The sequence below is a fragment of the Peptoniphilus vaginalis genome (assembly GCF_900176605.1).
GTDB classification, from domain to species: Bacteria; Bacillota; Clostridia; order Tissierellales; family Peptoniphilaceae; genus Peptoniphilus_A; species Peptoniphilus_A vaginalis.
The window spans coordinates 143,913-170,557 of sequence record NZ_FXLP01000004.1; the positions used below are offsets into that span (position 1 = coordinate 143,913).

Here is a 26,645-nt window from a genome sequence, read left to right on the forward strand (position 1 = left end):
TTATGAAAAAAAATGTTGGCATAATGGGCTTTGGTAGAATTGGTAGAGACGCACTAAGAATCTGGGCCCTAAGAGACGATGTTAATTTTGAAGTTACTCACGTAGCTGTAAGAAATTTAGAAAAAACTTTAAAAGAAAGAACTCACCTATTTAAATACGATACAATCTATAGAAAATTCCCTGGTGAAATTGAATTCACTGACGACGGAATGATCATCAATGGAAAGAAAGTTACTTTCGTTGAATCAAAAACTCCAGACAAGATGAACTGGAAAGAACTTGGTGTTGATGTTGTCATCGATTCATCTGGTGCCTTCAAGGACGAAGAACAAGCAAGAGGTCACCTTGAAAGTGGCGCGAAGAAAGTTGTCTTAACTTCTCCAGGCAAGGGCAAGATGCTTACAGTTGTAATGGGAGTTAATGACGACAAGTACGACCCAGAAAAGGACGACATTATCTCTAACGCATCTTGTACAACAAACTGTCTTGCTCCAGTGACTAAGGTTATCTTAGAAAACTTTGGAATCAAGAGGGGACTTATGTCCACTGTTCACGCTTACACTAACGACCAAAACATCCACGACGGAGTTCACAAGAAAGATATGAGACGTGCAAGAATGGGTGCAGAAAATATAATCCCAACATCAACTGGTGCAGCTAAGGCCGTTGGAAAAGTTATTCCAGAAGTTGATGGAATCTTAACAGGCTTTGCCCTAAGAGTTCCTGTACCAACTGGCTCCCTAGTAGACGTTACTTTTGAACTTGAAAAAGAAGCAACAGTTGAAGAAATCAACGCAGCTATCAAGAAGGCATCTGAAAATGAATTAAAGGGAATCCTTGCTTACTCTGAAGACGAAATTGTATCTTCTGATATTATTGGCGACACTCACTCATCTATTTTCGATTCACTCCTAACAACTGTTAACGGCAAAATGGTTAAACTTATTTCTTGGTACGACAACGAATGGGGTTACACAGAAAGAGTTATTGACCTAACAGAAAAAATTGTAGACTCCCTATAAAAAATTAATTACAAGGCTTGCGCAGGCAGGCCTTTTTTATTTGCTTAAAATTATTTTAATGCAAAGAAATTATTCTCTATACATCAATATAGACTTCTAAGATAGAAAACATAAAGATATGGAACTTTGAAAAAATAAAAAAAGACCAAGTGCAAGACTTGATCATTTTCTATTATTTGAAATTACTTAGTTATTTTTTTAATTGTTTGCATTTTTAACTATTAAAGTATATCTTTTCTGTACCGCCCCTTCTTTTACTTGAACCATAATATAATCTCCAGTCTCTAGCTTTTCATTGCTAAGTTTTTGTTCATACATAATTCCACTATAGACTTTAATACTTTTAAAAGAATCTCTATTTTCAATATATTTCAAAAACTCCTCTACGGTTAAGTTGGTATCTAAGTCCTTGCTACCCGAACTTATTTTATTTCCAAAAATTCCTTGCCCCAAAACTATGTTAAATGCATTATCTTTGAATTTTAAGGCTAATTCTTTTTGTTCAAATATTATATTATATTCAATTTCATCACCATTTTCTGCCTTTACAACTAATTTATCCCCTGACACTAAATTATCTCTATCTATTTTTATTCCACCATCTTTATTCTTAATTAAAAGAGATTGATTATTATCTCCCTTTTCAATATAAGATAAAAACTCTCCTACACTTACATCATCTGTAATTTTAAACTCTCCAGACTCTATTAATCTTTGATCCCCTTTTATGATTATTTTTAAATTTTGTTTTCCATTTACATTGTTCGTAGAAGATATACTCGTTTCATTGCTAAGGGCTTCTCTTTTAGGTCCAATTTCAAATAATGTAAACTTATCATTTCTTGGGAAAGCTTGAATGTGAGAAGTGTACACAACATTATCTTCTAAATACTCGTAGGCTTCTTCAAGAGAAATCTTACCATCGCCATCATTATCTCCTGATATTTTCCCATTTATTCCAGCAACTTGAGATAAAACTTTTGTGAATTTACCAACGGCCTCTTTTTTATCTTCAAAAGAATATTCATCTTCTGAACTTGCTGTTAAAACTTTATATTCATTCGTTGTTAAATATCCTATTGAACGGTCCTGTCCCAATGATGTAGAAAATGCTCTTTGAATACTTTCATTAAACTCTCTAGAACTTCTTGATGAGCTTGGTGTAGGAGATGTTACAGCATCAACTTTTTTACCTATGAATCCCCCTGCATTACATGAGTCGAAAATCAATACTTTTGTTCCGGGTACTTGATCCAAGGCTTTTCTTAATTCGTCGACACTTATCCATACCTTTATTTGAGATTCCTTATCTTTCGCAGAATCTACAGTACAAATATAACTAACACCATTTATATTGTTTCCATGCCCTGAGTAATACAAATAACTTACATCGTTATCATTTGCTCCTTTAAAGGATTCTTTTATTTTTTCTAAAAATTCTTCCTTTTTAAGATTTTCAGCAACAACAATATTCTCAAACCTATTAGAATCTATCTCTTGATTTTCAAAAACTTTTTTCATCAAATCTTTGTCATTTTTTGGACCTACTAAATTTAGCTTGCTATTTCCATAATCGCTATTTGCAACGATTAAAGCTCTATAAGTCCTTTTAGCATACTTGATTCTTATCTCTCTTTCTTCTCTTGTTTCTCCTTTTTCAAGTATGAATTTATAGCCTTCTTTGATATTGTTTGTTTCTAATCCTTTATCATCTAAAACTTTAATGCTTGTACCCTCAGTAAGCTCAATAGAATTTTTTAAATTATCCAATGTAGTGTTCTCAACAAGTTCTATGAATGTTGTACCTAATTTAGAAATAACACTATTATTCTTTATACTCATCAAAGGCTTAGATGGTACATCCTCAGTTATTATTTTGTATACTCCAACTTTTTTCCCATCCTCAGCAGTTACTACCAAGTAATCTTCATTTGAAATGTCTTCATAATTCTTCTTATATTTATAAACATTACCAGCATCTAATCTTCCATTATTTATATAAGATTTTTCATAAACTCTTACTACTTGTCTTGGATTTTCTTTTAAAATATTTTTAATGAAATCAGCTACTTTTGTTCTATTACTGATTAATTCACTTCCTGATTTTATTGTACTATCAGAAACTAAATATTTTTCAGAAGTAATCTTTGTGTCTTCACTTAGTGGATTCAAGGCTTTTTTTATATGAATAATGAATTTATCACTTCTAAAGTTTATTCCTGATTTTGGGTCTATATACTTAACAATAATTTGTTTTGTTCCAAACTCAGTATCTTTATCATTTATTTCTAGCTTATCTAAATATTCTTTTTTTATTGAAATTGTGTTCTTAGATTTATTTATATCTAAATACTTTCTATTAAACCTAAATGTACCATCATTAAGTCTTTCAAGGGTATCATCTTTCCAATCTACTGGGAATGGTTCAATATCAACACATCTTTCTAAATCAATTTCATTCTTTTTCAGTTCAACTCCCTTAGAATTTTTAATTCTAGTTATTTCAAACACGATACCAGCTTGAGGTGCTTTCTTTTGCGTATAGGTAAGCGTACTTAAAGGTGTAACTGTCACAGTTGAATTATTTAAAAATTCTACTTTTAATGTTTCCTTTGCATTTAAAATCTTATTATCAGTATCTGTAAAGTGGATTTCTAAGTTATGTGATGATCCATATACTGGAGCTGATATTTTATCTAAAAATGATTTTTTTATCGTGATTATATTCCCATCTACAGAAAAATCATTTTCTCTTAAATTATTGTAAGATAACTTAATTTTTAATCCTTTCGCTAAATTTATTCTCGATACATCAACGCTTTCTCCTTTAGAATTTTTTACCGAATTTATTTTTACTTTTAATCCTTCTTCAGGTGCAAATCTCTCATAAATAGTAGCTTTATTATTTACAAAATCCGCTTGCATTGATGATTTATTTTTAACTGAAATATAAAAAGTCTTTTGTAATTTTGAAATATTGTTTTGCACATCAGTATATTCCAACTTAACTATACAATTTTCCAAAATATTATTTAATAAATTTTCCCCTAAAATAACTTTATCTTCTTCATCATTAACTTTAAAATCATTTGTTTCTTTATCATTAACAAATACTTTAATATTATCTTTAATTCGTGATTTTTCTTTTGTTACATCTTCTCCAGATTTATTCTTAATACTAGAAATCTCTATTGGAAGTTCTGTGGCATCTTTAAAAGTTATTTCTGTAAATTCTGGCTTTATCGAAAAACTAGAATAGTCATTATCTCTAATTTTTAGAATATTAACTTTTTCTTTATCAATATTTGCATTGTTTTGTAAATTAGCATTAGGTAGATCTATCGTTAAGTTATCTGAAATAATCAAGGATGGATTTATTTTAACCTTTCCGCTACCATTGCCAACAATCTTTAAGGATTTGATTTTTTTACTTTTAATATCTTCACTCGGTATCGTTAAATCATTATCATCATCTTTTACAATTACTAAATCCTCTTTTTGAAGACGAGAATATTCCTTATTAAGTTCTTCAATAGGATTCTTAAACCTACTTTCGTATTTAAAGTATATAGGTGTGCAATTTAATACTCCTTGATTTTTATCATTTAATTCCTTTTCTTGTATTGTATTAACCATAAATAAATCTTTTAATAACTTGTTCTTATCGTTATAGTATTGATTATTTATTTTTACACCATATACCGATTTTTCAGTGTAGCCAATTCCAAGCCCTACTTCAAATTTATTAGAAGGCTTTTCTAGAGGGTCACTAAATTTTTCTTTGCTCATTATTTCTTTAGAACCATATTTAGAAATAATATTGTTCTTTATATTTATTTCTTTTCCTTTGCCAAATAGTGTTATATCAATTCCATTTTGACCAATATTATCCAAAATATTATCTTCTACAGTTAAGCTTGCATTTTCTTTTACAGTAACCCCTATACCATGATAAGCATAATCTGAAATTTTATTTCCTATTATTTCTGTTAATGTATCATTACCAGTGGCTTTGTTAATTGATATTGCAGATGAATTGTATTGCTTACTATTAATATCCGCTCCAGTACCTTTTATAATATTATTATTTATCTTTAAAAAGCCTTGATTTAAGGTACTCATAATTTTTATGGCATTTTTAGCGTTTGCTGTATTTTTACCAAAATCAAATGTATTGTTTATAATTTCAAGGTCTGATATCGCATTTTTACCATTCTTACTTGATTGACTTATAGCTGAATCATATATCATACTTTCTTTAGGCGCTTTCTCAAGATTAAAATTTAATCCATTTATTATTTTTGTAGAATTATACAAATCCAATCCGCCATTAACATTATTACCTTTGAAACCTAAAACAATCTTACTTGTTTCAAATGGTTTATCAAGTTTAACATTACCAACAAAAAGTGTTATATCTACATTATTGTTTTTTTCATCATAAGGAACAAACTCATTCTCTTTGCCCATATAAATACCACTTATCGTTTCTGGTAACTGATTAGTGTCTTTTTTGCATTTTATTTTAATATTGTCAGCATATAGTAAAACTTTTGAATTATCTTTGAAAATTTTTCCAATAAAATATTTATCGGAAGATAAGTACTTTTCTTTTAAGATATTTTTTATATCATCTTTATTATCTGAATCTTTTACATCAAAAATAAAAAAGTTTTTATCAACTTGAACCAGGGATAAAGGATTAGATGAATCTTCTGATTTATTTGGATTACTTGGTGTTACAGAATGTTCAGATTCTTCATTATTATTTTCTTTCGATTCATTTTCTATGTTAATAGTACCCTTATTGTTAGAATTAGATTTATTATTAGAATGGCTTGATTTGTACCCATCAGCATTATTCTCTTTTTTATCCTTTTCTAATTTCTTATTAATATCTTCATTTGTCTTAGAATTTTTTACTCTAAAATCTCTTATATCTGCTTCCGCATTATCTATTAAACTACAAACTTCCGCTCTTGTTATGCTTTTATTAGCTTGAAAAGTTCCATCTGGATAACCTTTCATGTACCCTTTTTCTACTACATAATCTATTGAATCTTTAGCCCATGCTGGAAGATTATCCTTAAAATCTACCCTACTTTCAACTTTATCACTATTTGTTTTCATAAATATTCTTGTCAAAAAAGTAGCTGCTTCAGCCCTAGACATCTTCGCATTAGGTCTGAAAGTTCCATCTGGATATCCATTTGTATAACCTTCTCCTACAGCAACTGAAATTGCATCATAGCACCAAGAATCCGGTAATACATCTTTAAATTTTACACTAGACTTTTTTGAAAACCCAAATGATTTGTTAACTAAGCTAATAAACTCCCCTCTAGTTATATCTTTGTAGGGTTTAAAAGTCCCATCAGAATATCCCTTAACTATTCCCTTGTCTGCCAACTTTACGATACTATTTTTCCCCCAATAATTTTCTGATACATCGTTAAATTTTAAAGACTTTTCAGAAGAATTTGCAAAACACGTAATAGGTAATATAGATATTGACATCGTAAAAACTAATAAATATAATACCAATTTTGAAAAAATACTATTTTTTTCCATTTATATGTCCTCCTAAAATTAGATTTATGAATTACTCTAATAATCCACATAACATTTGATATCATCCAATAATATTTATTTTATAAACTCACTAAACGATAATAAATGCCAACTAATTATAGCAAAAAACATAACTTGCTTATGTACAATTTTTCAGTAATTAAATTAAAAGCTGAGTTTTAAACTCAACCTACTTTGGTGATTAATTTCAATCTTAATAGGTGTATTGTTTTCTCAGCTTTTTTCTTTAATCCTTTATAATTGTCCCGTGATTTTCTGGGTTGTTGGTGTTTAGTATCTTTATGGTTATGTTTTTCTTAGCTACGGGGCTTATGGCATCTTCTTGATAGACTTGGGCGCCTTCGCCAATTATTTCCTTGAGCTCTGTGTAGGATAGCTTGTCAATTGTCTTGGCATTTGGATCCTTGTTGGGGTCAGATGTCATTATCCCATTTACATCAGTCCAGTTTTCATAGACCTTGGAATCAAGGGCATATGCAATAAGGCTACCTGTGTAGTCGCTGCCTCCTCTGGTAAAGGTCACAATGTTTCCCTTTTGGTCGCTACCATAGAATCCTGGCACAACTGCCTTTTTATTTTCTCCAATGTGACTTTGTATTTCCTTCTTAGACTTTTCTATGTCAACTTGTCCCCTTTCGTCAAAGATGATTAGGTCCTTGGCATCAATAAAATCGTAGTTCAAATACTTTGCAAGTAGCTTTGCGTTTAAGTATTCTCCTCTAGACACAATGAAGTCCTTGTCCCTAGATTCTTTTATCTCATCAAAGACAAATTTTAATTCGTCATCCCAAAATTTTTCAAGACCTAGGTCTTCCGCTATGGACAAGAACCTGTTTTTAATTTTTTCTACTTGCTTGTCACGAGTTAAGTTCTGTACTTCTAACTCTTCTTCGAGGGACTTGATGACTTCTCTAACTTCTTCAATCCTCAAGTTCTTGTCAGAAAGAGAAATCAATTCATCAGTGATTTTTGTATCCTTTTTAAATCTTCTTCCCGGTGCAGAAACCACAATTACATCCCTATCTTCCTTGGAAAAGATAATTTTCTTCACCTTGGCAAATTGTCCTGCATCCTTTAGAGAGCTGCCACCAAATTTTGAAACTGACTTGCCCTCGATGCTGTCAATAGCAAAGGGTGTTTCTTGGTAGACACAATAATTTAGCCAGTTGGAGAAGAAGAGGTTGCCCGCAGACCTCCACCTAATTTTTATGTCCTTCTTGGGGTCGTTGTCTTCATAATAATTTATTGGTGGGCTGATCTTTTTGCCTTGAGAAAGGTCCCTGATGTACTCATTGTGGAGGGTGTCCTTGTCGTATTCCCAATGACCAAAGTTAAAGACGAACCTGTTGTCCTTTGTTGTCACAAGGGAAACTCCAGTGTCAGGTCTTGCCGCAAGGACTTCCAAGTCAGAAAAGCCTTCAAAATCTTCTATGTCAACATAGGTGTGCCTTGATGTTGGAACCAAGAAGCTGTCATCAAAGCCCTTTACAATTTTATTTTCTTTTAACTTGTCAAATTCAAATACTCCAAAGATTTTTTCATCGCTAAGCTTGTGTTCAATCTTGTAGTAGTGGTAGAGGGCAGCTTGGGCAGACCAGCAGATGAACATTGTGGAGTAGACATTTTTCTTGGCGAACTCAAAAATCGTCTTTAGCTCGTCCCAGTATTTTATTTTTTCATAGGCTAGGGTCTCAATAGGTGCCCCCGTAATTATCATGGCGTCATACTTGTTGTTTTTTATATCATCATAGGTCTTGTAAAAGGACTTCAACCTCTTTGTGTCAGAGTTATTTGAGTCGTAGGACTCCATCCTCACAAGGTCAATGTTTATTTGTAGAGCTGTATTGGAAAGCATCCTCAAAAGTTGTAGCTCAGTCTCTTCCTTCTTGGGCATCAAATTTACAATGGCAATGCTAAGGGGTCTTATGTCCTGCTTAATGGCAGATGAATCCCTCATTGTAAAAATATTTTCTCTTTGTAAAACTTCTTCAACAATTAAATCTCTAGGTATTATTAACGGCATTTCTATTCTCCTCTATTTTTATTTGTACTTGAGGAAGGATGACAATAAAAAAAGCTTCCATCCATAAAGGACGAAAGCTATTTCGTGTTACCACCTTAATTCTCTTACAACTCGCATTGAAAGACTCTTCAAGTACTATCATACTCTATCGCTATAACGGGCGCGCCCGTGCCTATCTAAATATCGATAAACCCTCAAGTAGGACCATGTTCTCCTAATCTTCCTCTACTTCTCTCACCAAACGAAGTTCTCTTTAATCAGTCAAAAAGGATACTCTTCCTCTTATTGAGTTATTTTTTATTATAATAGCATCAAAAATTTTTTATGTCAATTATTAAAAATTTATAAGCTTGTAGATTTTTGTGACCTTGCAATTTTTTATAACTTCATAAATTTTTATAACTTCATAACTTTTTATGACTCCATAATTTTTAATGACTTCTTAACTTTCTATAACTTATCAACTTCTTATGGCCCTATGAAATTCTACAAAAAAAGAGAGGCCCTTGCCTCCCTTTTATGAGTATAGTTAGAATTTTTTTAAGCTTCTTTCTTAATTACATCAATTATAGAACCATCTCTGTATTCTACAACTGCAACTACTTCGTCAGAGAATTTAACTTCTTCAGGTTTGCCTGTAAGTTTTTCTGCCATTTCTTGAAGTTCCTTGATGTCCTTAAGTTCAATTCCTGCTTTTTGGAATTTTTCGATTAAGTCTTGTCTTTTTGGATTTACAGCTATACCATAGTCAGTACAGATTACATCAACAGATTCTCCTGGTGTACAAACTGTTGTAACCTTGTCTTTGACAATTGGGTTTCTTGATCTTACAAGTGGTGCAAGTATAAGTGACATTTCTGCACCTGGTGCTGTATCTTGGTGACCACCAACTGCTTGGTTGATAACTCCGTCTGATCTTGTCATTACGTTTACGTTGAAGTCTGTGTCAACTTCAAGTGCTCCAAGTAATACAAAGTCTAGTGTGTTAACTGCAGGAGTTGGGTTGTTAGGGTTTGCGTAAGAGGATGCAGTTTGTTCAAAGTGTTTTGGATTTTCACGAATTGATCTTACTGCGTCAAGGTCAAAGGATTGTGTATCATAGATACCATCGATAAGACCTTCTTCAAGCATTGTTACCATATAACCTGTGATTCCACCAAGGGCCATTGAAGCCTTGATGCCATCTTTTTTCATTTCTTCACGAAGAAGTTTTGCTACTGCAAGAGTTGATCCTGCTGCACCAGTTTGGAATCTAAAGCCGTCCTTATAAAGTCCAGATGCCTTGATTGCCTTAACTGCGTTGTTAGCAATTAGTAGGTCACGTGGGTTGTCGTTAAATCTAATTGATCCAGAAACAATTCCCTTTGGATCACCAATTGCATCAACTACTACAACATAGTCAACATACATCATACCAATTGAAGCAGGAATATTTGGGAATGGCACTAGGTTGTCTGTAATTGCAACTACACAGTCAGCATACTCTGCATCAACAATTGCATAACCAAGTGATCCACAAGCTGATTTTCCAACTCTTCCATTCATATTTCCATATTCGTCACAAGCTGGTGCTGCAAGGAAGGCTACGTCAATATGAAGTTCTCCATCTTCGATAGCTCTTGCACGTCCACCGTGTGACCGAATGATGCAAGGTTTTTTAAGGATACCTTGTGAAATTTTTTCTCCAAGTTCTCCTCTTAGTCCAGATGATTGAATTCCAGTGATAACACCTTGTTCAATTAGTGGAATTAGTTTGTCGTGGCATGGTGAAAGTGATGATGGAGCAAGTGTTAGATCCTTGATGCCCATATCAGCAATAACTTGCATAACCATATTTACAACATAGTCACCATTTCTTAGGTGGTGGTGGAAGGAAATTGTCATTCCGTCCTTAAGTCCACTTTTCTTAACTGCTTCTTCAATAGAACCTAGAAGTTTTTTCTCACTTCTATTGCCATATCTAATTTTTGGAGAAGCCTTTCTATCAGTTCTAAGATATTTGCCTTCGCCTTTGAAAGGAACAAGTTCACCAATGCCTTCAAGGTATTCAGGGATATCTCTTCCTACTGCATTTTTATTATAGTTCATCAATATCCTCCTTCTTTAGCACTCCACTTGCAACTGCAAGGTCTAGAACTCTTTGTGCGCCAGCAATAACTGGATAGTCAACCATCTTGCCGTCAACAGTAATAACTCCAGAACCCCTTCTTTCAGCTTCCTTAGAACCTGCAATAATACGAAGTGACTTCGTAATATCTTTTTCAGTTGGTGTATAAACTTCATTTACAACAGCAATTTGCTTAGGGTGGATAACTGACTTCCCATCAAATCCAAGGTCCTTAATAAATTGAACTTCTTCCCTAAAGGCATCCATATCATCAAGGTTTGTGTTAACTGTATCGAAGCAAGCAATGCCTGCGTTTCTTGCAGCTAAAACAATTTGGCTTCTTGCTGCAAAAAGTTCCCAACCGTGTTTAGACCTTTGAGTCTTTAGGTTAGTAACATAGTCAGCTGCACCAAGAGCAATACCCATCATTCTTGGTGATGCCTTAGCAATATCAACTGCATTAATAACTCCAGTTGGAGATTCAATAGCTGCCATCATAAGAGTTCTTCCTTGGCAACCCATTTCTTCTTCAACTTCTGTGATGATTTCATCTACATCTTTAACATCTTGTGCAGTTTCTGACTTTGGTAGTCTAATTACATCTACCCCAGCCTTTACAACTGCCTTAATATCTTCACGTCCAAAAGGTGTATCAAGGGCGTTAATTCTTACAACAACTTCAGTTTTTCCGTAGTCTAAAGTTTTTAGTGCATTGTAAACTAAAAATCTTGCTGCGTCTTTTTGATTTATGCTCGTAGCATCTTCAAGGTCGATCATAATTGAATCAGGGCCATAGATGTGAGCATCAGTGATGTTTGCAGGGTTGTTTCCTGGAAGAAACATCATTGTTCTTCTTAATCTTTCTTTCAAAATATCAGCTCCAATTATATTCTGTGCTTTCAGCTGCTCTAAAGCATGCTGCTGCTACTCTTGCTTTGATTGTGTAGTCCAAGGCACCCTTGTCTACTGCAGTAACTTTTGCATTCTCTACATCTAATTCTTTTAAAGTTTCTCTTATAACTTTTTCAATTTGTTTACCAAATTGTTTTTTTACTGAACTTTCCAGTTCAATAGATATGCCTTCTCCATTGTCAATAGTGATTAAAATATCATTTGACTCAAGAGTTCCGGCCATTGCTTCTTTTTTTAATTTCAAAAAAATCCCTCCTACGTCTACATGAGCGTTCCAAAGAGTATTGAACCTATAACTAATATAATTCCTCCACCAAGTCTTGATGAAAGTTGTGCATAAGAAATTAAATCCATTCTGTCAGCTGCTCCAAGAACTGCTAAGTCACCAGATCCACCTCTGTTTGCCATACATAGGCCTGCTGTAACAGCAGAGTCAACAAAGAAGAATCCAACAAGGTGTCCAACAAGTCCTGAACCAATAACAGCACCAACAACAATTAAAAATGCCATAACAACATTACCAAAAGTGATAGCATCCCTTAGTTCAATTAAGTCAGTTTCAACACCAACACCAACCATTACTAAGATTACAATATTTTTTGTAAAGAAAGATTGAACTTCCTTTGCAGCTTGTCTAAGTGGGCCAGGAACAATTCCAAGTCCGTTAGCAAGAGCAACGATAATAATCATAAAAGCAAAGGGGTGAATTGGCACTGAAGGAACAAGTGGATCCCAAAGTTTATCAGCTACAAATCTACCAAGTTGATAGAAAGTAAGACCCATTAAAATTGCTCCAGCGTAGTCCTTTAATTGTGTAGTAAACTTTTCTTCGTTTTGTTCAATTTCAGGAGCAGATCTCATAAGAGTTTTCTTGTCTCCTGTAAGGCTTGGCTTACTGTTACCAATTTTATTTAAAATACCACCAGCAATAATAGCAAAGATATTTGCAATTGTAAGAATTGAAATAGCAAAGCCGTAATAGTTTGCAGCAGCATCTCCTGTAACTCTTTCATAAATTTGACTTAGAGGAACAGCTCCTGCACCGTTACCTCCACCCATTACAGGAAGAACATATTTTAAAACAGTGTTTGCTGGAGAAACTCCAAAGAAAAGTCCACCAATAATACCAAGGATAGCAGCACCTAAAACCCCACCAAGAATTGCTGGAATATATCCTGCAAAAGATTTCATCATAAGCTCTCTATTAAGTCCAAGAAGTGAACCAGAGATAAGCATAATTATGAAGAAGTTTAGTAGTCCCATTGGCTTAGAGTTAACAGATGAAATAAGTTCTACATATTCTTTTGGGATAACATGTAGATAAACTAAAACTGCTGAGCCCAAGAAGGCAAGAACAAGCCCACCACCAACATAAGTGTTCCAAATTGGAATCCTCTCACCAATTTCATATAAAATGATACCTATTGCGAACATAAGGGCAACGCCCCCCGCTAAATCTTTAGACAAAACTCCCATGTATGTTGAGATAAAAACAATTATCGATAAAACTAATAACATTGGAAGGTTAAGTCCGAAATATTTTTTCTTCAATATAAAAACCTCCTTTTTTCTATCATACCCTAGGAAGGCTTTTTTATTCAAGATGTTAAAGCCTTGAATTATCCATCTCAGACAAATATAAAATTGTTACAGTAACAAATTTAATTTGTGGGGCCGCTTTACCTTTCCTTATTTATTTTGAAAATAAGCTGTCCTTAGATTTTTTTAAAAATTTTTCAAGGGTTTATTCAATAGTATCTTTAATAATTTCCCTCACTCTCTCTTCGAGTTCTTCTATCTTGTGTCTTTCTTTCTTGATGCAGGTTCTTGCTATGTCGCCACAAATTATGCACTTTCTCTCTGGAAGTCCCAGTGATGATCGTGAAATTTGTGAGAAGTCTTTGTCGTAGATGTCGATGTCAAGGAGTCTTCCTCCAAGGGATGCTTCTTCCACTTCCATCATGAGTTTTTTTATGAGTCTTCCATCACCATCTAGGACGGCAAGGTACTCCATGCCTGTGACTAAATTTTCGTAATCTTCAAATAAAATTTTTATTTTCTCTTCTTCCAAAAGGTTTTTAATTTTCTCTACATATTTTTTATGGAAGCTCACGGCTTCTTCAAAGTTTTTGTCTTCGCCAGGAATATTTAACATAAAGGAAAGGACTGGGGCCTCATATTTTTCTGTCAGGTCCTTGATTTTGTAATATCTTTTTTCTTTTGCCTCAAGCATCCTATTCATGGCAAGTATCTTAGAGTCTTTCATCTATTATCCTCTGTCCTTCTTCTGACTTAAGTGCCCTTATTGTTGCTTCTGGCAAAAACTTGTAGGCTTCTTCAAAATTTCTTTCCTTTAAAAGGGCCCTAACTTTTGAGGCAGAAATTATTTCATTGTCCAGACTTGTCCTCGGAATTTCTACAACTTCAACTCCATATTCTGGCAAGATCCTCTTCATAGTCTCGTTGTAATTTTTTGTAACTACATCCTTATCTTCGCTACCCACAAACCTCTTCTTTATGTTTAAGACCTTGGCAAAGTAGCTTCCAAAAATTTTTGTATCAAGCTCTGAATAGGCCTTTAGGATTGTCTTTTCGTCCTTATAAAAATATGTTGGGAAGGTGTTTTTTGAAATAATGTAGTCGTTGCCTGGGTGAACTATGACGTCGTCAAACTTTGCCAACTCTTCCTTTACAATCTTGTACCTAAAGTCGTAGGGGAAGGTGGACCCGTCCTCTTCCACCATAAAGATATGTAAAAGGTCTGTCTTCTTTCTCCCTTCTTCGATTAAATAGAGGTGGCCCTTGGTCATGGGGTTGGCATTTATTACAATTGCACCAGACTCCCTCTCGTCTTCAATGTTTTTTAAAAGCTTGTGAAGTTCATCTATCTTATTGTCCAAGAGGGCAACATCTTCTGTCTCTTCAACTAGAGAGAATCCAAAGTCTGTAAAGATCTTAATGTTTTTTGGCTTAGTAAAGATGAAGAGATGCTTGTTGCCAATCTCGTATTGGTGATCAAGTAGCCTTGTGATTATTGCATTAGTAATTCCCATGCCTTGGTAAGCTGGGTCAATGGCAAAGCACTTTAGGACCCTGCCAGCACAAGAACCTGTCCCAATAATTTTGTCGCCATCAAGGGCAACAAGAGTGTAGTCCACGTCCCTTTCATAATTTATGTCGAAGCCCTCCAAGAATTTCTCAATATTCTTTTTCTCAAACTTCATAACCTCTCTATAGTCAATCAATGTTTCCCTCCAAGAGATAAAAATACAAGGTAAGAATCAAAAAGTCAGCGCAGCCACCTGGACTTAGGTTCCTCCTCTTGTATTCTTCATTTATTTTTTGGATTTCTTTCATTCCATCTTCATTTTCGTACAATTTATTTTCAAGGACACGACTTGATGTCTCTTTTAAAAAGTCAAGACCTTCAAGCCCTCCTCTTTTGATTATGTTTGAATCCTCGATAAGGGACATAAAATAAAATAGGGTACCAGTAAGGGCGTAGTCAAAATTTGTCTTCTTCTCAGCTTCCTTTAAGAAGTCAAGTCCCATAAGAGCCTTCTTAAAACCTTCTTCTGCCTCTTCTCTTATCCCCTTTAGTCCATATTTTTTGTAATTTTTTTCGCCGTGAGTCTCTGCCCTTTCAACTTTTAGTTCGTCACTTATGCCACGATTTAGATAAGCCACTCGGTCAATAACCCTTTCAAAAGAAAAATTTTCTCTTTTAATTTCTATTGCACTTGCATAAACCATAAGGCCAAGAGAAAAAATAATTCCCTTGTGGGTGTTGGCTCCACCAGTTGCTTCTTTCATCTTGACTTCATAAAGTTTTCCATACTCTCTAAGTTCCAAGAAGTCCTCTCCCTTAGATTTTTCTCCAAGCTCATAGGCAATTTTGAAGTAGTCGTAGAGGACAAGTGATGACTTTAAGAAGTCCATGTAGTCCATATCATCATGGGCTCCCACATCTATTAGGCTAACAAGTCCTGGCTTTGGACTTAAGGATACCTCGTAGATGAGAGCGTAGCTAGCAAGTCTTGCGATTTTATCTGAATTTAACATAATCCCTCCGACTTCATTATAATAAATAAAAAATTTTTCATCTACTTTTATTTTTGTCTAAGAGACCAGCAATTTTTGTCAACAAAAAAGAGAGGTCCATGCCTCTCAATTTTTATTTTATATTTTTCAATAATTTTATGATTTTAATTTCAAATTTTTACGTTTAAGTCAAAAACAATTTAAAATTGGGCGTCGTTATATCTTGCCTTGTAGACATAGGAGTTTTGATTTAAGGCTGTTAAGATTTGACCTTGGTGGTCCTTGTCCTTGGTGTCGATAATAATGCTTACGATCATAGAGTCTATTGTTTCTCCAACTAGGTCTACGTTTTGATAAATTTGAACGATGTTGGCTCCTTCTTCTTCGAGAAGTCCTGAGATCTTAGTTAATTGTCCTGGTTGATCATCTAAATTAATCCTAAGCTCCATTCGCCTGTTGGTCTTGTAGAGCCCCTTTTCAATTACCTTTGAAACTCGAGTGACGTCGATGTTGCCACCAGATAGTACACAACAAACTTTTTTGCCCCTGTGGTCGAACTTCCTATACATTAAAGCTGCAACTGTAGATGCTGCTGCTCCTTCTGTGATGATTTTGTTGTCTTCAAGAAGGGTTAGGATTGCAGAAGAAATTTCTCCCTCAGTTACGAGAACTATTTCATCCACATATTCCTTTACTATCTCGTAAGTAATTTTTCCTGGAGTCTTAACTGCAATTCCATCAGCAATTGTTGACCCACCCTTGACTGTAATAATTTTTCCTTCCTTAATTGATTCATACATTGATGGTGAGATTTGAGTTTGAACTCCAATTATTTTTATGTCAGGCTTAATGGACTTAGCTGCAAGGGCAACTCCAGATATTAGTCCGCCACCGCCAATTGGCACTACTATTATGTCAACGTCAGGAAGGGACTCTAATATTTCTAGTCCTAGCGTTCCTTGGCCTGCGATAATTTTTTCATCATCAAAGGGGGCAATAAAAGTGTAGCCTTCTTCTTCAGATAATTTTTTTGCAAAGGCTGCTGCATCGTCAAAGGAATCTTTTACAAGTTCAACTTCAGCTCCGTAATTTCTTGTTGCCTTGACCTTGGATAGGGGTGCGTGATATGGCATACAGATAATAGACTTTATCCCTCTCTCGCTTGCTGACTTGGCAACACCTTGGGCGTGATTACCTGCTGAGCAAGCCACAACTCCTCTTGCAGCTTCTTCATCTGATAAGGTTGCAATTTTGTTGTAGGCTCCCCTAAGCTTAAAGGACCCTGTGTCTTGTAGGATTTCAACCTTTAGGTAAATGCCTTCTCCAAGGTTTGGTGTATAAACTACAGGAGTCTCTTTTATGTGACCCCTTAGTCTCTCTCTAGCTTCGTAAACTTCTTTGACGTCCATTTTACTCACCCTCTTTTTTATGATGAACAATACTTATAAATTTGTCCCCTTCTAAAATTTTTCTAACTCTCTTTTCAAAATCTATGCGGCTCATCCAAACAACTCGGTCACAGCCCAGGCACTTTAATTTCATATCGGCTCCCTTTCTTGCTATTTCCCACTTGTTCTCACCACATGGGTGCCCCTTCTTTAGGGTTACTATATCGCCTAGTTCATAGTAAAGCATGATCATCTTCCCCTTCTATAAATTTATTCCTAATCATAGGTGACTTAATATTTTCTCTCTGCATTGTTTTTAAAATCTCTGACCTAAGAGCATACTCCAAGTCATATTGCCTGCCCTGTCTTGTGTAATAGACAAGAGTCATCTTGTAGGCGTCTTTTCCATTTTCAGTTACTCCCCACAAGTTTGGTCCCATGGCCATGTCCTTATGGTCCCTATACTTTTCTATTGCTTTCTTAATTTTTTCTTCAACAAAGTCTGGGTCGCAAGAATTATCTAAGTAAAATTCAATCTTTGTCCTTACATTTGCCCTTTCCTTGTTGGAAATAATCGAAATGTTACCGTTGGGTATGATGTGAAGTACCTTGTCAAAGTCACGAATTTTTGTAACCCTAAGTCCCAAGTCCTCTACTACTCCTTCAATGTCGTCAATCTTAACAAGGTCGCCAACAGAATATTGGTCTTCAAAAATTATAAAGAAACCATTGATAAAGTCCTTAACAAGACTTTGGGCGCCAACACCTATTGCCAGTGAAAACACACCAAGAGTTGCAATAATCGGTGTGATGGAAATGTTAAAGACGCTCATAACTATAGTAAGCCCAATAAAAATTAGGATTACTTTTATGATGCGTCTGATTAAGTTTGTAACTGTTACAATCCTATTGTAGGATCCCTTTTCTTTTATCTTGTTTGAATTAAGTTGCCTACCTATAAAAGAATCTATTAATTTTAAAATTACAAAAGTTCCAATAACTACAAGGGCAACTACAAGGAGCCTCTCCCAGGACTCTAGACCTCTAAAGGTCGATCTCAGAGCCTGGTCTGCTTCGCTTGCAACAGCACCTGTGTTCTTTTCTATGTTCACTTTCACACCTCTTTGTAAGTTGTCTCTATCTTGTTATCATCTTCTCTTATTGTGTTTGTGTTCACAACAGAATAAAGACTTAGGTTGCCGTTTCTCAAAGCCCCAATCAAAAGTCCATTAATCTTAATCTTGTCTAGGGAGTAGCCAAGTCTTGTGTAAAATTCTCCCGAATTTCCAATTTCTCCACCAACATCACTCGGTCCATAGACATAAATTGAGCCAGAAATATTTTCCATCTTATTTACATTAGCTGCAATTATTTTTTTCTTGCCAGCCTTCAAGATGTAATTGTATTCAGTGATAATACCTGAGTGAAGAAGATAAGTCTTCTTGCCTTCTACCAAGATGTCAGAAATATTTGGCACCCTGTCCTCATATTTTGTGCCAGAATTCATAAACCTATAAATAGCCTTGTCTGTAAGTGCCAAGACTGACCTCTTGTCCCTCTTTAGGTACATGACAACTTCGTGGTTTAGGACCTGGCTCGTCTTTTCACCCTTGTTTAGATTATAAACAAGAGAAGAGTAACCAGTTGTTTCATTTTTTATCTCTGCAACAGAAAGATTTTTATCGTCAACTACATCATGGGCCAAGATTTGATTGCCAGTCCTATAGATTTCAGTTAGAGTTGAATCGTTGCCCATTAAGTATAAAATTTCATTTTTATCATCCACTACGTGGAAAATTATATTTGCATTCTCATAGCTTATGTTAAAGATGTCGCCCTTAACATCTATTGTGGAAAGGAGCTCGCCCATCTCTGAATACATTTGGACCTTGCCAAGGTCCTTCTCATACAAGAAGGCGTAGTTGTTGGCAAAGAAGGTCTCAATGTTTTCATCTTCCCTTTGAATCTTCTTTACAATGTTTCCTTCCCTGTCTGTGATATATAAAACTGGATCAGCCCATAAAAAGACAGACTTGGATGCAAGGCTAAAGTCCTTTATGGGTTCATTAACACTTACTCCCTTAAGTCTTACTATGGTCCTGTCCTTAGAAAAATTTTTATGGTTAATATATATAAATCCTAAAAATATAAATAACAAAGCTAAAATTATTGCGTGATTTTTTTTAATTTTCAAAATACCACTCCCGACTTCATTATAACATTTATACTTTTAATTTTGCATTGAATTGAAATAAAAAAAGAGGGCTCTTCGCCCTGATATGTACCCTCTTTACTGGACAAACCAGTAAGGAGGGTATTTTTTATGAAATATAGTTATGAATTCAAAAAAGAATGTGTACAGTTGTATAGAGAAGGTAAATGGCCCAATACACCTGAAGGAACAAAAGAAAAAATCTTTCATAATTCAATTAGAATATGGTTTAAGTTAGAAGAACTTCATGGACCAGAAATTTTAAAACATGGAAATAATATCAATTGGACACCTGATGAGAAATTAGAAATGGTATCTAAAGTGTTAGCTGGAAATTCAATAAAGTCCATAGCAATTGAATATGGAATTAATGATGGACAACTCTATTCATGGGTTAACAAGTATAAAAATTATGGATATAATGGTCTTGTTAATAAAAAGAAAGGTCGTAAATCCAAAAATCCAAGCATGAAAAGTAAAAATAACCATAAAGCAAAAGAACTTAATGAATCTGAAAGAGAAGAGCTAATAAAACTTAGAGCAGAAAATGAATATATAAAGGCAGAAAATGAAATAATAAAAAAAGAGATCGCCTTGAGAGAAGAACGCTACGCTGCGCAACTCAAGGCGAAAAAGCAGCGATTGTCAAAGAACTCAAAGAAAAAGGATACAGACTAAAATATCTTTTAATAGCTATTGATATGCCAAGGTCAACATACTATTTTGAAATAAATAAAATTGATAAAATAAAAATTAAGAATAGTCATGTGGCAGATAAAATAACTCAAATATTTAACTTACACAAAGGAAGATATGGAGTAAGAAGAGTATATATGGAGTTGCTAAGTCAAGGTTATGTCATAAATCATAAAAGAGTTCAAAGGATAATGCATGAGTTAAAACTATTCGGAAAAAGATCTAAGGAAAAATATCACTCATATAAGGGTAAGATAGGGAAAGTAGCTGATAATATAATAAATAGAGATTTCAAGGCAGATAGACCTCTGCAAAAATGGACCACTGATGTATCAGAGTTTAAATTTTCTTGGGGTAAATGCTACATATCTCCAATACTTGATATGTATACAAATGAGATAATCTCTTATGACTTATCCTTACACCCTAATTTAAAACAAATATCCAATATGCTAGAAAAAGCATTTAACAAATTTCCAAAACTAAATAATCTAATACTGCATTCAGATCAAGGATGGCAATACCAACATAAATATTATGTGAATGAGCTTAAAAAACATGGTATAAGACAATCAATGTCAAGGAAGGGAAATTGTTATGATAACTCCATTATGGAGACATTCTTTGGAAGATTAAAAAATGAAATTTATTATGGTTATGAAAAGAGCTATAGCTCTTTTGAAGAATTTTCGAGAGCAATAGAGGAATATATTGATTATTACAATAATGAAAGAATTCAATCCAAAACAAAATGGATGCCACCTACAAAGTATAGGTTAGCATCCACTACAATTAGTTAATTGAATATTGTGTCCAGTTTTATGGGTACACATCACCCTCATTAAAGTTTATTTTTTGTTTAAGATTATGGCACCTGTTAGGACGAAGATAAGTCCCAAGACAATATTTATTGTGAGGTCTTCGCCGAGGACCAAGATGGATAAAATTGTCCCAAAGATTGGAACAAATAATTTATAAATTCCAAACTCGCTGGAACTGTGAGTCTGAAGTACGAAGGTCCAAATTGTAAAAGCTGTTGCTGATATAAAGGCTCCGTAAGATAGCATTACAAATAGAAGGAAGTCAAAGTTCACATTAGACTTGTGAGTGATGGCTCCAATAATTATTAGTGGCGTTGCTCCAAGGGCAAATTGCGATGCAGTTAGAAGAAATCCATTTAATTTTCTTCCATACTTTCTTATGAGGACGCTGGAAAGGGCGTTAAAAGTTGTAGCTATAAGGACAAAGCCTTCTCCACTTAACTTAAAGTGTAAGCCTCCCCCTCCCCTTAGGTTGATGATTAAAATTCCTATAGATCCAACTAGAAGAGCAGAAAGCTTCCTCTTGGTAAACTTCTCTTCGCTAATTAAGAGGACAGAGATCACAACTGTAATAAAGGCATTTGATGCCTGGATAACTGCTGCAAGTGATCCAAGTGTGTTGGATAGTCCAATATAATAAAACATATACTGGAGGCAAGTTTGAAAAAGTGCCAAGACCAAGATGAATTTTATGTTTATATTTTCCTTCTTCACTTCTTCCTTGTTAAAGAGTCCAAAGTAGATAAATGTTAAGATACCTGCCATAAAGAACCTAATCCCTGCTATTAAAATTTTTCCACCTGTGTCATCTGGCATGATGTTAGCGTGGATGTAAGTTGTCTTTATTAGTGGTATGGCAGAGCCCCACAAGAGCATGGCAAAAAGTGAAAACACAATTGCCCATTTCTTTTCTTTTATAAGTTTCATTTTTCCCTCCCATCTCATAATTTTTGTAGTTCATAATAAAATTGCAAAGTCTTAATGAGATTTAAAAATAATTCTTAAGCTCTTAATAAGTTTTTAAAAATAAATTATTAAGGCAAATAAAAATTTAAATTAAAAAAGGAGGTCGCCCTCCCCTTTTATATTTTATTAAAATTCTTGAATCTTTCTTCTAATGTTTTCTTTAGTGAAGCCAAATCTTTCAAAGACTTCAGATCCTTTTCCACTTGCTCCAAAGGTATCAATGGAAATTGCCATTCCCTTTATGCCAATGTACTTGTGCCAGCCAAAGGATGATAGGGCTTCAATAGAAATCCTCTTAGTGATCTTTGATGGAAGAATTTCTTCCTTGTAGTCAGAGGATTGGGCATCAAACATTTCCATAGAAGGCATTGAAACCACACGAACTCCCTTGAGTCCTTCTGCTGCTTCAAGGGCAAGAGAAACTTCTGAACCTGTAGCTATTACAATTTTTTCAAGTTCTCCCTCTTCCTTCTTAATTATATAGGCACCCCTGTAAATATTCCTTGAAGAATTTTCAAGTTGTGGAAGATTTTGTCTTGATAGGGCAAGTACAAAAGGTGTGTTCTTTGAATTGAAGGCAAGGTTAAGTGATGCTGCAGTTTCACGTCCATCAGCAGGTCTTATTACAACAATTCCTGGAATAGACCTTAGCATTGCAAGGTGTTCTATTGGTTGGTGAGTAGGTCCGTCTTCGCCAACTCCAATGGAGTCGTGAGTGAAGATGTAGACATTTGGAATGTTCATAAGGGCTGCTAACCTAATTGTTGGTTTTAAGTAGTCACTGAAAACCAAGAAGGTTGATGCATAAGTCCTTAGACCTCCATGAAGAAGGATTCCGTTAGTGATTGCCCCCATAGCATTTTCACGAACACCAAAAGTTATATTTCTTCCAAGTCTATTTTCAGCTGTGAAATATTCTTCTCCCTTTAGCATAGTCTTGTTTGATGGACCAAGGTCAGCTGAGCCACCAAAGATGTGGATGTTGTCCTTGGCAATCTTATTCAAAACTTCGCCAGAGATGGAACGAGTTGCCATGTCCTTATCAAAGGAATCATAGTAGGAGTCTTCTAATAATTCCTTCTTTTCTAACTTAAAGGATCCAAGATAGTCCTCATATTCTTTAGGATACTTTTTCGCATACTCTTCTTCGATTTTTTTCTTTTCGTTGACCCTTGCAGTATTTTCTTCCACAATTTTTTGGAAGTGGGCTTTCACGTCTTCTGCAACATAAAAGTCTTCATCAGGAAGTCCAAAGAATTCACGAGTTAACTTTCTGTCTTCCTTGCCAAGAGGTTCGCCGTGAGCCTTTGCAGAATCTTCTCTAGGTGAGCCGTAGCCAATTTTTGTTTTAACTTCAATAAGTGCAGGCTTATCAGATCTTTTTGCCTCTTCAATTTTTGCATTTATTTCATCTAGGTCATTTCCATCATGAACTACAAAAGTGTCCCAACCAAGGGCCTTATACCTGTCACAAACATTTTCTGAGAAGGCAAGGTCAGTTGATCCTTCAATGGAAATTTTATTTGAATCGTAAAGTACGATTAGTTTACTTAATTTAAGTGTGCCAGCTAGTGACGATGCTTCGTTAGAAATTCCTTCCATTAAACATCCATCTCCTACTAGGGCATAAGTATAGTGGTCAACAAGTTTCAAGTCATCCTTGTTGTAAAGGGCTGCAAGTTTTTCTTCTGCAATAGCCATACCAACTGCCATGGCAATCCCTTGGCCAAGAGGTCCAGTAGTTGCTTCAACACCCTTAGTGTGACCATACTCTGGATGACCTGGTGTTCTCGAGTCAAGTTGTCTAAAGTTCTTTAAGTCATCAAGGCTTAGACCATAGTCAAATAAGTAAAAAAGTGAATATAATAGAGCAGATCCATGTCCTGCAGAGAGGACAAACCTATCCCTATTCTTCCAATCCAAGTCCTTAGAATCTCTCACTAGGTGATTCTTAAAAAGAGCATAGGCCATTGGTGCAGCACCAAGGGGTAGACCTGGGTGACCTGAATTTGCTTTTTCAATTTGATCAACAGATAGCATTCTCAAAGTATTAACTGCTTTATTTTCGATATTCAAAATTACTCTCCTTACTCAACTGAATTTTTATCTCTCATAACTGCCAACAAAAATTTTGGCAAATCAATTTGTCTCTTTATCCTAGATGGATTTTTTATAAGCCTGTAAAGCCACTCGAGGCCAAGCTTTATAAAAATATCCGGGGCCCTGTTTGCCCTACCTGATAAAATATCTAGGACTCCGCCATTTCCAATTATGACCTTGGCATTTATGTCCTTCTTCCATGCGTCAATCCACTTTTCTTGACGTGGAAAGCCAAAGCCAACAAAGACTATGTCAATGGCCTTGGAATTTATTTCTTTAATTATTTCTTCTTCAGCGCTAGATGTCTCGCCATCTAGCTTGGATTTGAAATATCCATTGTGAAAACCTGCAACCTTAAGATTTTTATACTTTTCATTGACAGCACTTGCTGCATCCTTAGCAACACCTTCCTTGCCACCTAAAAAATATAAGTTAAGTCCCATCTCATCAGCAAGCTCAAGTAGCTTAATAGAAGTGTCAAAACCTGTGACCCTTTCCTTCAAAGGCTTCTTCCTAAGCTTTGATGCGTAGATAAGACCAATCCCATCAGCAAGGACTAAGTCACCTGAGTTGACAAGCTTCTTAAGTTCTTCGTCCCTCTTAGCTGCCATTACGATTTCAGTATTTGGTGTGTAAATTTTTTTAAGTGAATCTCCTCTTAGGAAGTCCCTTAAAATATTTTCGCACTCAGAATTATCAATGTTTAGAATTTCAACTCCAAAAATTTTTACTTTCTTCATAAATCTCTCCGATAATAAGTTTATCACATAGACAAGAGCTTTTCTATTATTTATAATTTTTAAAACTTAAATTTTAATAATTATTGTCCCACTAGGTCGCAAGAATAAATTTTAAATTTCTACAAAAAAAGACTACCCCTTTCGAGATAGTCAATATGTATGTTGCCCAATTACTTTATCGCCAAGCTAACTTTTATTGCTGCGTCAATCTCTCCAATAACATCCTTGTCGAATTTACCGATCTTCTCTCTCAACCTTTTTTTGTCGATTGTCCTCAGTTGCTCCAGAAGAATTACAGAATTCTTGGGCAGCGGAACATCTTTAGCTTTCACATTAACATGGGTTGGTAGCTTCGCCTTGTTAAGTTGAGATGTAATTGCAGCTACAATTAAAGTAGGCGAATATTTGTTTCCAATGTCATTTTGAACAACAACTACGGGCCTAACCCCTCCCTGTTCTGATCCAATAACTGGCGACAGGTCGGCATAAAATATGTCCCCTCTTTTTATCATCATAATTTTTCACCTTTTAAGGCAAGAGAGAATTAAAGATTAACCTATTAGCAACCTTTATAACATTCTATCACATTTCTCCTTATTATATACACTAATCGAAAAATTTTTTGACTTTTTTACTTGCAAATTGCTTTACTTTTCTTCAAAAAGTTTAAATACTTCATCAAGTCCTTCTATTAAGTCTCTTGCCCTTAGGCTGGTCTTTGAATTTTTTCTCGCATAGATGTCACCTGATAGTCCGTGAACATAAACTCCAAGCCTTGCAGCATCAAACAAGTTGTAATCTTTCATTAGGGCAGAGATTATTCCAGTCAAGACGTCTCCTGATCCTCCTGTTGCCATACCAGAGTTGCCTGTCCTATTGATGTAAGTTCTCTCTCCATCTGTGACTATTGTTTCATGACCCTTTAAGACTAAGATGACCTTGTATTTTTTTGCAAACTCTTCTGCCACTGCCTTGCGATTGCTTTTTATTTCTTCTATAGATAAGCCAGTAAGTCTTGCAAACTCACCCTCATGTGGTGTTAGGATACTTGTAAAATTTTTTCTCTCCTCTAATAAGTTCAAATTTTTTGACAAGAGGTTAAGACCATCGGCATCAATTAAAAGATTTTTTTCTGTTTTTATTGTTCTCTCAAAAACTTTTTTTCCATAAGCTCCTAGTCCCATACCTGGTCCCATGGCTACGGCATCAATCCCTTCAAGGAATTTTTCCATTTCATCTAAGTCATCAAAGGTCTTTGCTATGGGCTCAATGAATTTTATGGACATGATGTCAAAGATTTCTCTTGGGACTATATTGTAAACTAAACCTGCACCAGACTTTAATGCTACGTTTGATGCAAGGTAAGACGACCCAGTCATCCCCATGGACCCACCAATGATTGCAATTTTTCCAAAGTCTCCCTTGTGACCAAAGTCATCTCGATCCTTCCAAAGGGATTTTATTTCTTCATCTAAAATTATTTCTTCTTCATAATTTTTTTCCATTAAATTTTCTCCCCTTACTCTTGCAACCGCCACTGCGTAGGATCTCTCGTGGCTAATAGATAAATCAAAATTCATATCAAAGACTTCTGCGTAAGGGACGTCTCCTCTGTATTTAATTTTTATGTCCTTAAAAGAAATTTTTCCAATGCCAGTGCCAAGGGCCTTTGCCACAGCTTCCTTGGCAGCAAAAATTCCCCCTGCCCTCTCATAGGCTTCCTTCCTTTTTTTTATTCTTTCAATCTCATCTTCATTAAAAACCTTGTGAAGAAAATTTTCATTCTCATCCATTAGTTTTTTTATCCTAGAAATTTCTACTATATCTATGCCTAACATCTCATCACCATTGACTTTTATTTTATTTTCGATTATTATATCATAAATAGTATGAATATAAGACGTTGAAGATATACAGTAGGCGAAAGCTGAATTACAATATTGGAGTCTGATAATCTTTGAGGCCTCGGCGAAGAAAGGTGGTACCACGAATGCGTCCTTTCGTTCACGGGGCTCTTTTTATTTT

At 34.9% G+C, this 26,645-nt stretch carries 21 protein-coding genes; 3 read left to right on the forward strand and 18 right to left on the reverse strand.

Annotated features, from left to right (window positions below):
- The first annotated feature begins 2 nt into the window (after positions 1 to 2).
- On the forward strand, positions 3 to 1,022 hold the full coding sequence (gene gap, locus CAN42_RS02120; protein ID WP_085875345.1) for a type I glyceraldehyde-3-phosphate dehydrogenase: 1,020 nt from the start codon (positions 3 to 5) through the stop codon (positions 1,020 to 1,022).
- 198 nt (positions 1,023 to 1,220) lie between these two features.
- Here gap and CAN42_RS02125 read toward each other — a convergent pair whose 3' ends face one another.
- From CAN42_RS02125 to CAN42_RS02185, 13 genes are all read right to left on the reverse strand, one after another.
- Positions 1,221 to 6,593, reverse strand: coding sequence for an S-layer homology domain-containing protein (locus tag CAN42_RS02125; RefSeq protein ID WP_085875346.1), 5,373 nt, complete (start codon positions 6,591 to 6,593; stop codon positions 1,221 to 1,223).
- A gap of 247 nt (positions 6,594 to 6,840) precedes the next feature.
- The gene (locus CAN42_RS02130; protein ID WP_085875347.1) at positions 6,841 to 8,637 is read right to left on the reverse strand and encodes a homoserine O-acetyltransferase/O-succinyltransferase family protein; all 1,797 of its coding nucleotides are present in this window, start codon (positions 8,635 to 8,637) and stop codon (positions 6,841 to 6,843) included.
- Between the two features lie 540 nt (positions 8,638 to 9,177).
- Positions 9,178 to 10,725 carry a citrate lyase subunit alpha gene (citF, locus tag CAN42_RS02135; protein WP_085875348.1) on the reverse strand — a complete coding sequence of 516 codons (1,548 nt, stop codon included), beginning with the start codon at positions 10,723 to 10,725 and terminating at the stop codon, positions 9,178 to 9,180.
- Positions 10,715 to 11,614 (reverse strand): citrate (pro-3S)-lyase subunit beta, encoded by a 900-nt coding sequence (gene citE / locus CAN42_RS02140; RefSeq protein ID WP_062571057.1) that lies wholly within the window; start codon positions 11,612 to 11,614, stop codon positions 10,715 to 10,717. The genes citF and citE overlap by 11 nt, the downstream gene beginning before the upstream one ends.
- Positions 11,615 to 11,618: 4 nt before the next feature.
- Positions 11,619 to 11,900, reverse strand: coding sequence for a citrate lyase acyl carrier protein (gene citD, locus CAN42_RS02145; protein ID WP_062571056.1), 282 nt, complete (start codon positions 11,898 to 11,900; stop codon positions 11,619 to 11,621).
- A gap of 17 nt (positions 11,901 to 11,917) precedes the next feature.
- Positions 11,918 to 13,207 carry a 2-hydroxycarboxylate transporter family protein gene (locus CAN42_RS02150; RefSeq protein WP_085875349.1) on the reverse strand — a complete coding sequence of 430 codons (1,290 nt, stop codon included), beginning with the start codon at positions 13,205 to 13,207 and terminating at the stop codon, positions 11,918 to 11,920.
- Positions 13,208 to 13,400: 193 nt separating this feature from the next.
- Positions 13,401 to 13,922 carry a citrate lyase holo-[acyl-carrier protein] synthase gene (gene citX / locus CAN42_RS02155; protein WP_085875350.1) on the reverse strand — a complete coding sequence of 174 codons (522 nt, stop codon included), beginning with the start codon at positions 13,920 to 13,922 and terminating at the stop codon, positions 13,401 to 13,403.
- Positions 13,909 to 14,901, reverse strand: a complete 993-nt coding sequence (gene citC / locus CAN42_RS02160; protein WP_085875351.1) for a [citrate (pro-3S)-lyase] ligase — start codon at positions 14,899 to 14,901, stop codon at positions 13,909 to 13,911. Before citC ends, citX begins: the two co-directional genes overlap by 14 nt.
- Positions 14,894 to 15,718: a triphosphoribosyl-dephospho-CoA synthase gene (locus CAN42_RS02165; protein ID WP_085875352.1), complete on the reverse strand. Its 825-nt coding sequence runs from the start codon at positions 15,716 to 15,718 to the stop codon at positions 14,894 to 14,896. The genes citC and CAN42_RS02165 overlap by 8 nt, the downstream gene beginning before the upstream one ends.
- A 179-nt stretch (positions 15,719 to 15,897) precedes the next feature.
- Entirely contained in the window at positions 15,898 to 17,106 is a 1,209-nt protein-coding gene (gene ilvA / locus CAN42_RS02170; RefSeq protein WP_085875353.1) for a threonine ammonia-lyase, read from the reverse strand.
- Between the two features lies 1 nt (position 17,107).
- Positions 17,108 to 17,332 (reverse strand): DUF951 domain-containing protein, encoded by a 225-nt coding sequence (locus CAN42_RS02175; RefSeq protein ID WP_062571050.1) that lies wholly within the window; start codon positions 17,330 to 17,332, stop codon positions 17,108 to 17,110.
- Entirely contained in the window at positions 17,319 to 18,197 is an 879-nt protein-coding gene (locus tag CAN42_RS02180; protein ID WP_085875354.1) for a mechanosensitive ion channel family protein, read from the reverse strand. Before CAN42_RS02180 ends, CAN42_RS02175 begins: the two co-directional genes overlap by 14 nt.
- Before the next feature lie 2 nt (positions 18,198 to 18,199).
- A complete protein-coding gene (locus CAN42_RS02185; protein WP_085875355.1) occupies positions 18,200 to 19,279 on the reverse strand; it encodes a hypothetical protein in 1,080 nt (359 codons plus the stop codon).
- A 129-nt stretch (positions 19,280 to 19,408) separates the two neighbouring features.
- Here CAN42_RS02185 and CAN42_RS02190 point away from each other — a divergent pair, with 129 nt between their 5' ends.
- A complete protein-coding gene (locus CAN42_RS02190) occupies positions 19,409 to 19,975 on the forward strand; it encodes a helix-turn-helix domain-containing protein (RefSeq protein ID WP_085875244.1) in 567 nt (188 codons plus the stop codon).
- Positions 19,939 to 20,793 carry an IS3 family transposase gene (locus CAN42_RS02195; RefSeq protein ID WP_135100538.1) on the forward strand — a complete coding sequence of 285 codons (855 nt, stop codon included), beginning with the start codon at positions 19,939 to 19,941 and terminating at the stop codon, positions 20,791 to 20,793. Before CAN42_RS02190 ends, CAN42_RS02195 begins: the two co-directional genes overlap by 37 nt.
- Positions 20,794 to 20,841: 48 nt before the next feature.
- Here the strand turns inward: CAN42_RS02195 and CAN42_RS02200 are convergent, their stop codons facing one another.
- From CAN42_RS02200 to CAN42_RS02220, 5 genes are all read right to left on the reverse strand, one after another.
- Positions 20,842 to 21,741 (reverse strand): DMT family transporter, encoded by a 900-nt coding sequence (locus CAN42_RS02200; protein ID WP_085875356.1) that lies wholly within the window; start codon positions 21,739 to 21,741, stop codon positions 20,842 to 20,844.
- Positions 21,742 to 21,906: 165 nt separating this feature from the next.
- Complete coding sequence (gene tkt / locus CAN42_RS02205) at positions 21,907 to 23,856, reverse strand: transketolase (RefSeq protein ID WP_085875357.1); 1,950 nt, start codon at positions 23,854 to 23,856, stop codon at positions 21,907 to 21,909.
- An 11-nt stretch (positions 23,857 to 23,867) separates the two neighbouring features.
- Positions 23,868 to 24,620, reverse strand: coding sequence for a WecB/TagA/CpsF family glycosyltransferase (locus tag CAN42_RS02210; RefSeq protein ID WP_062571045.1), 753 nt, complete (start codon positions 24,618 to 24,620; stop codon positions 23,868 to 23,870).
- A gap of 170 nt (positions 24,621 to 24,790) precedes the next feature.
- Complete coding sequence (locus tag CAN42_RS02215; RefSeq protein ID WP_005956990.1) at positions 24,791 to 25,135, reverse strand: type II toxin-antitoxin system PemK/MazF family toxin; 345 nt, start codon at positions 25,133 to 25,135, stop codon at positions 24,791 to 24,793.
- Positions 25,136 to 25,267: 132 nt separating this feature from the next.
- Positions 25,268 to 26,458 (reverse strand): NAD(P)H-hydrate dehydratase, encoded by a 1,191-nt coding sequence (locus tag CAN42_RS02220; protein ID WP_085875358.1) that lies wholly within the window; start codon positions 26,456 to 26,458, stop codon positions 25,268 to 25,270.
- Positions 26,459 to 26,645 lie beyond the last annotated feature (187 nt).

Excerpts from the sequence above, each read along its gene's own strand:
- gap (WP_085875345.1), top strand. The coding sequence starts at position 3 with ATGAAAAAAAATGTTGGCATAATGGGCTTTGGTAGAATTGGTAGAGAC.
- CAN42_RS02125 (WP_085875346.1), bottom strand. The coding sequence starts at position 6,593 with ATGGAAAAAAATAGTATTTTTTCAAAATTGGTATTATATTTATTAGTT.
- CAN42_RS02130 (WP_085875347.1), bottom strand. The coding sequence starts at position 8,637 with ATGCCGTTAATAATACCTAGAGATTTAATTGTTGAAGAAGTTTTACAA.
- citF (WP_085875348.1), bottom strand. The coding sequence starts at position 10,725 with ATGAACTATAATAAAAATGCAGTAGGAAGAGATATCCCTGAATACCTT.
- citX (WP_085875350.1), bottom strand. The coding sequence starts at position 13,922 with ATGAAAGACTCTAAGATACTTGCCATGAATAGGATGCTTGAGGCAAAA.
- CAN42_RS02165 (WP_085875352.1), bottom strand. The coding sequence starts at position 15,718 with ATGTTAAATTCAGATAAAATCGCAAGACTTGCTAGCTACGCTCTCATC.
- ilvA (WP_085875353.1), bottom strand. The coding sequence starts at position 17,106 with ATGGACGTCAAAGAAGTTTACGAAGCTAGAGAGAGACTAAGGGGTCAC.
- CAN42_RS02175 (WP_062571050.1), bottom strand. The coding sequence starts at position 17,332 with ATGCTTTACTATGAACTAGGCGATATAGTAACCCTAAAGAAGGGGCAC.
- CAN42_RS02190 (WP_085875244.1), top strand. The coding sequence starts at position 19,409 with ATGAAATATAGTTATGAATTCAAAAAAGAATGTGTACAGTTGTATAGA.
- CAN42_RS02200 (WP_085875356.1), bottom strand. The coding sequence starts at position 21,741 with ATGAAACTTATAAAAGAAAAGAAATGGGCAATTGTGTTTTCACTTTTT.
- CAN42_RS02210 (WP_062571045.1), bottom strand. The coding sequence starts at position 24,620 with ATGAAGAAAGTAAAAATTTTTGGAGTTGAAATTCTAAACATTGATAAT.
- CAN42_RS02215 (WP_005956990.1), bottom strand. The coding sequence starts at position 25,135 with ATGATGATAAAAAGAGGGGACATATTTTATGCCGACCTGTCGCCAGTT.
- CAN42_RS02220 (WP_085875358.1), bottom strand. The coding sequence starts at position 26,458 with ATGTTAGGCATAGATATAGTAGAAATTTCTAGGATAAAAAAACTAATG.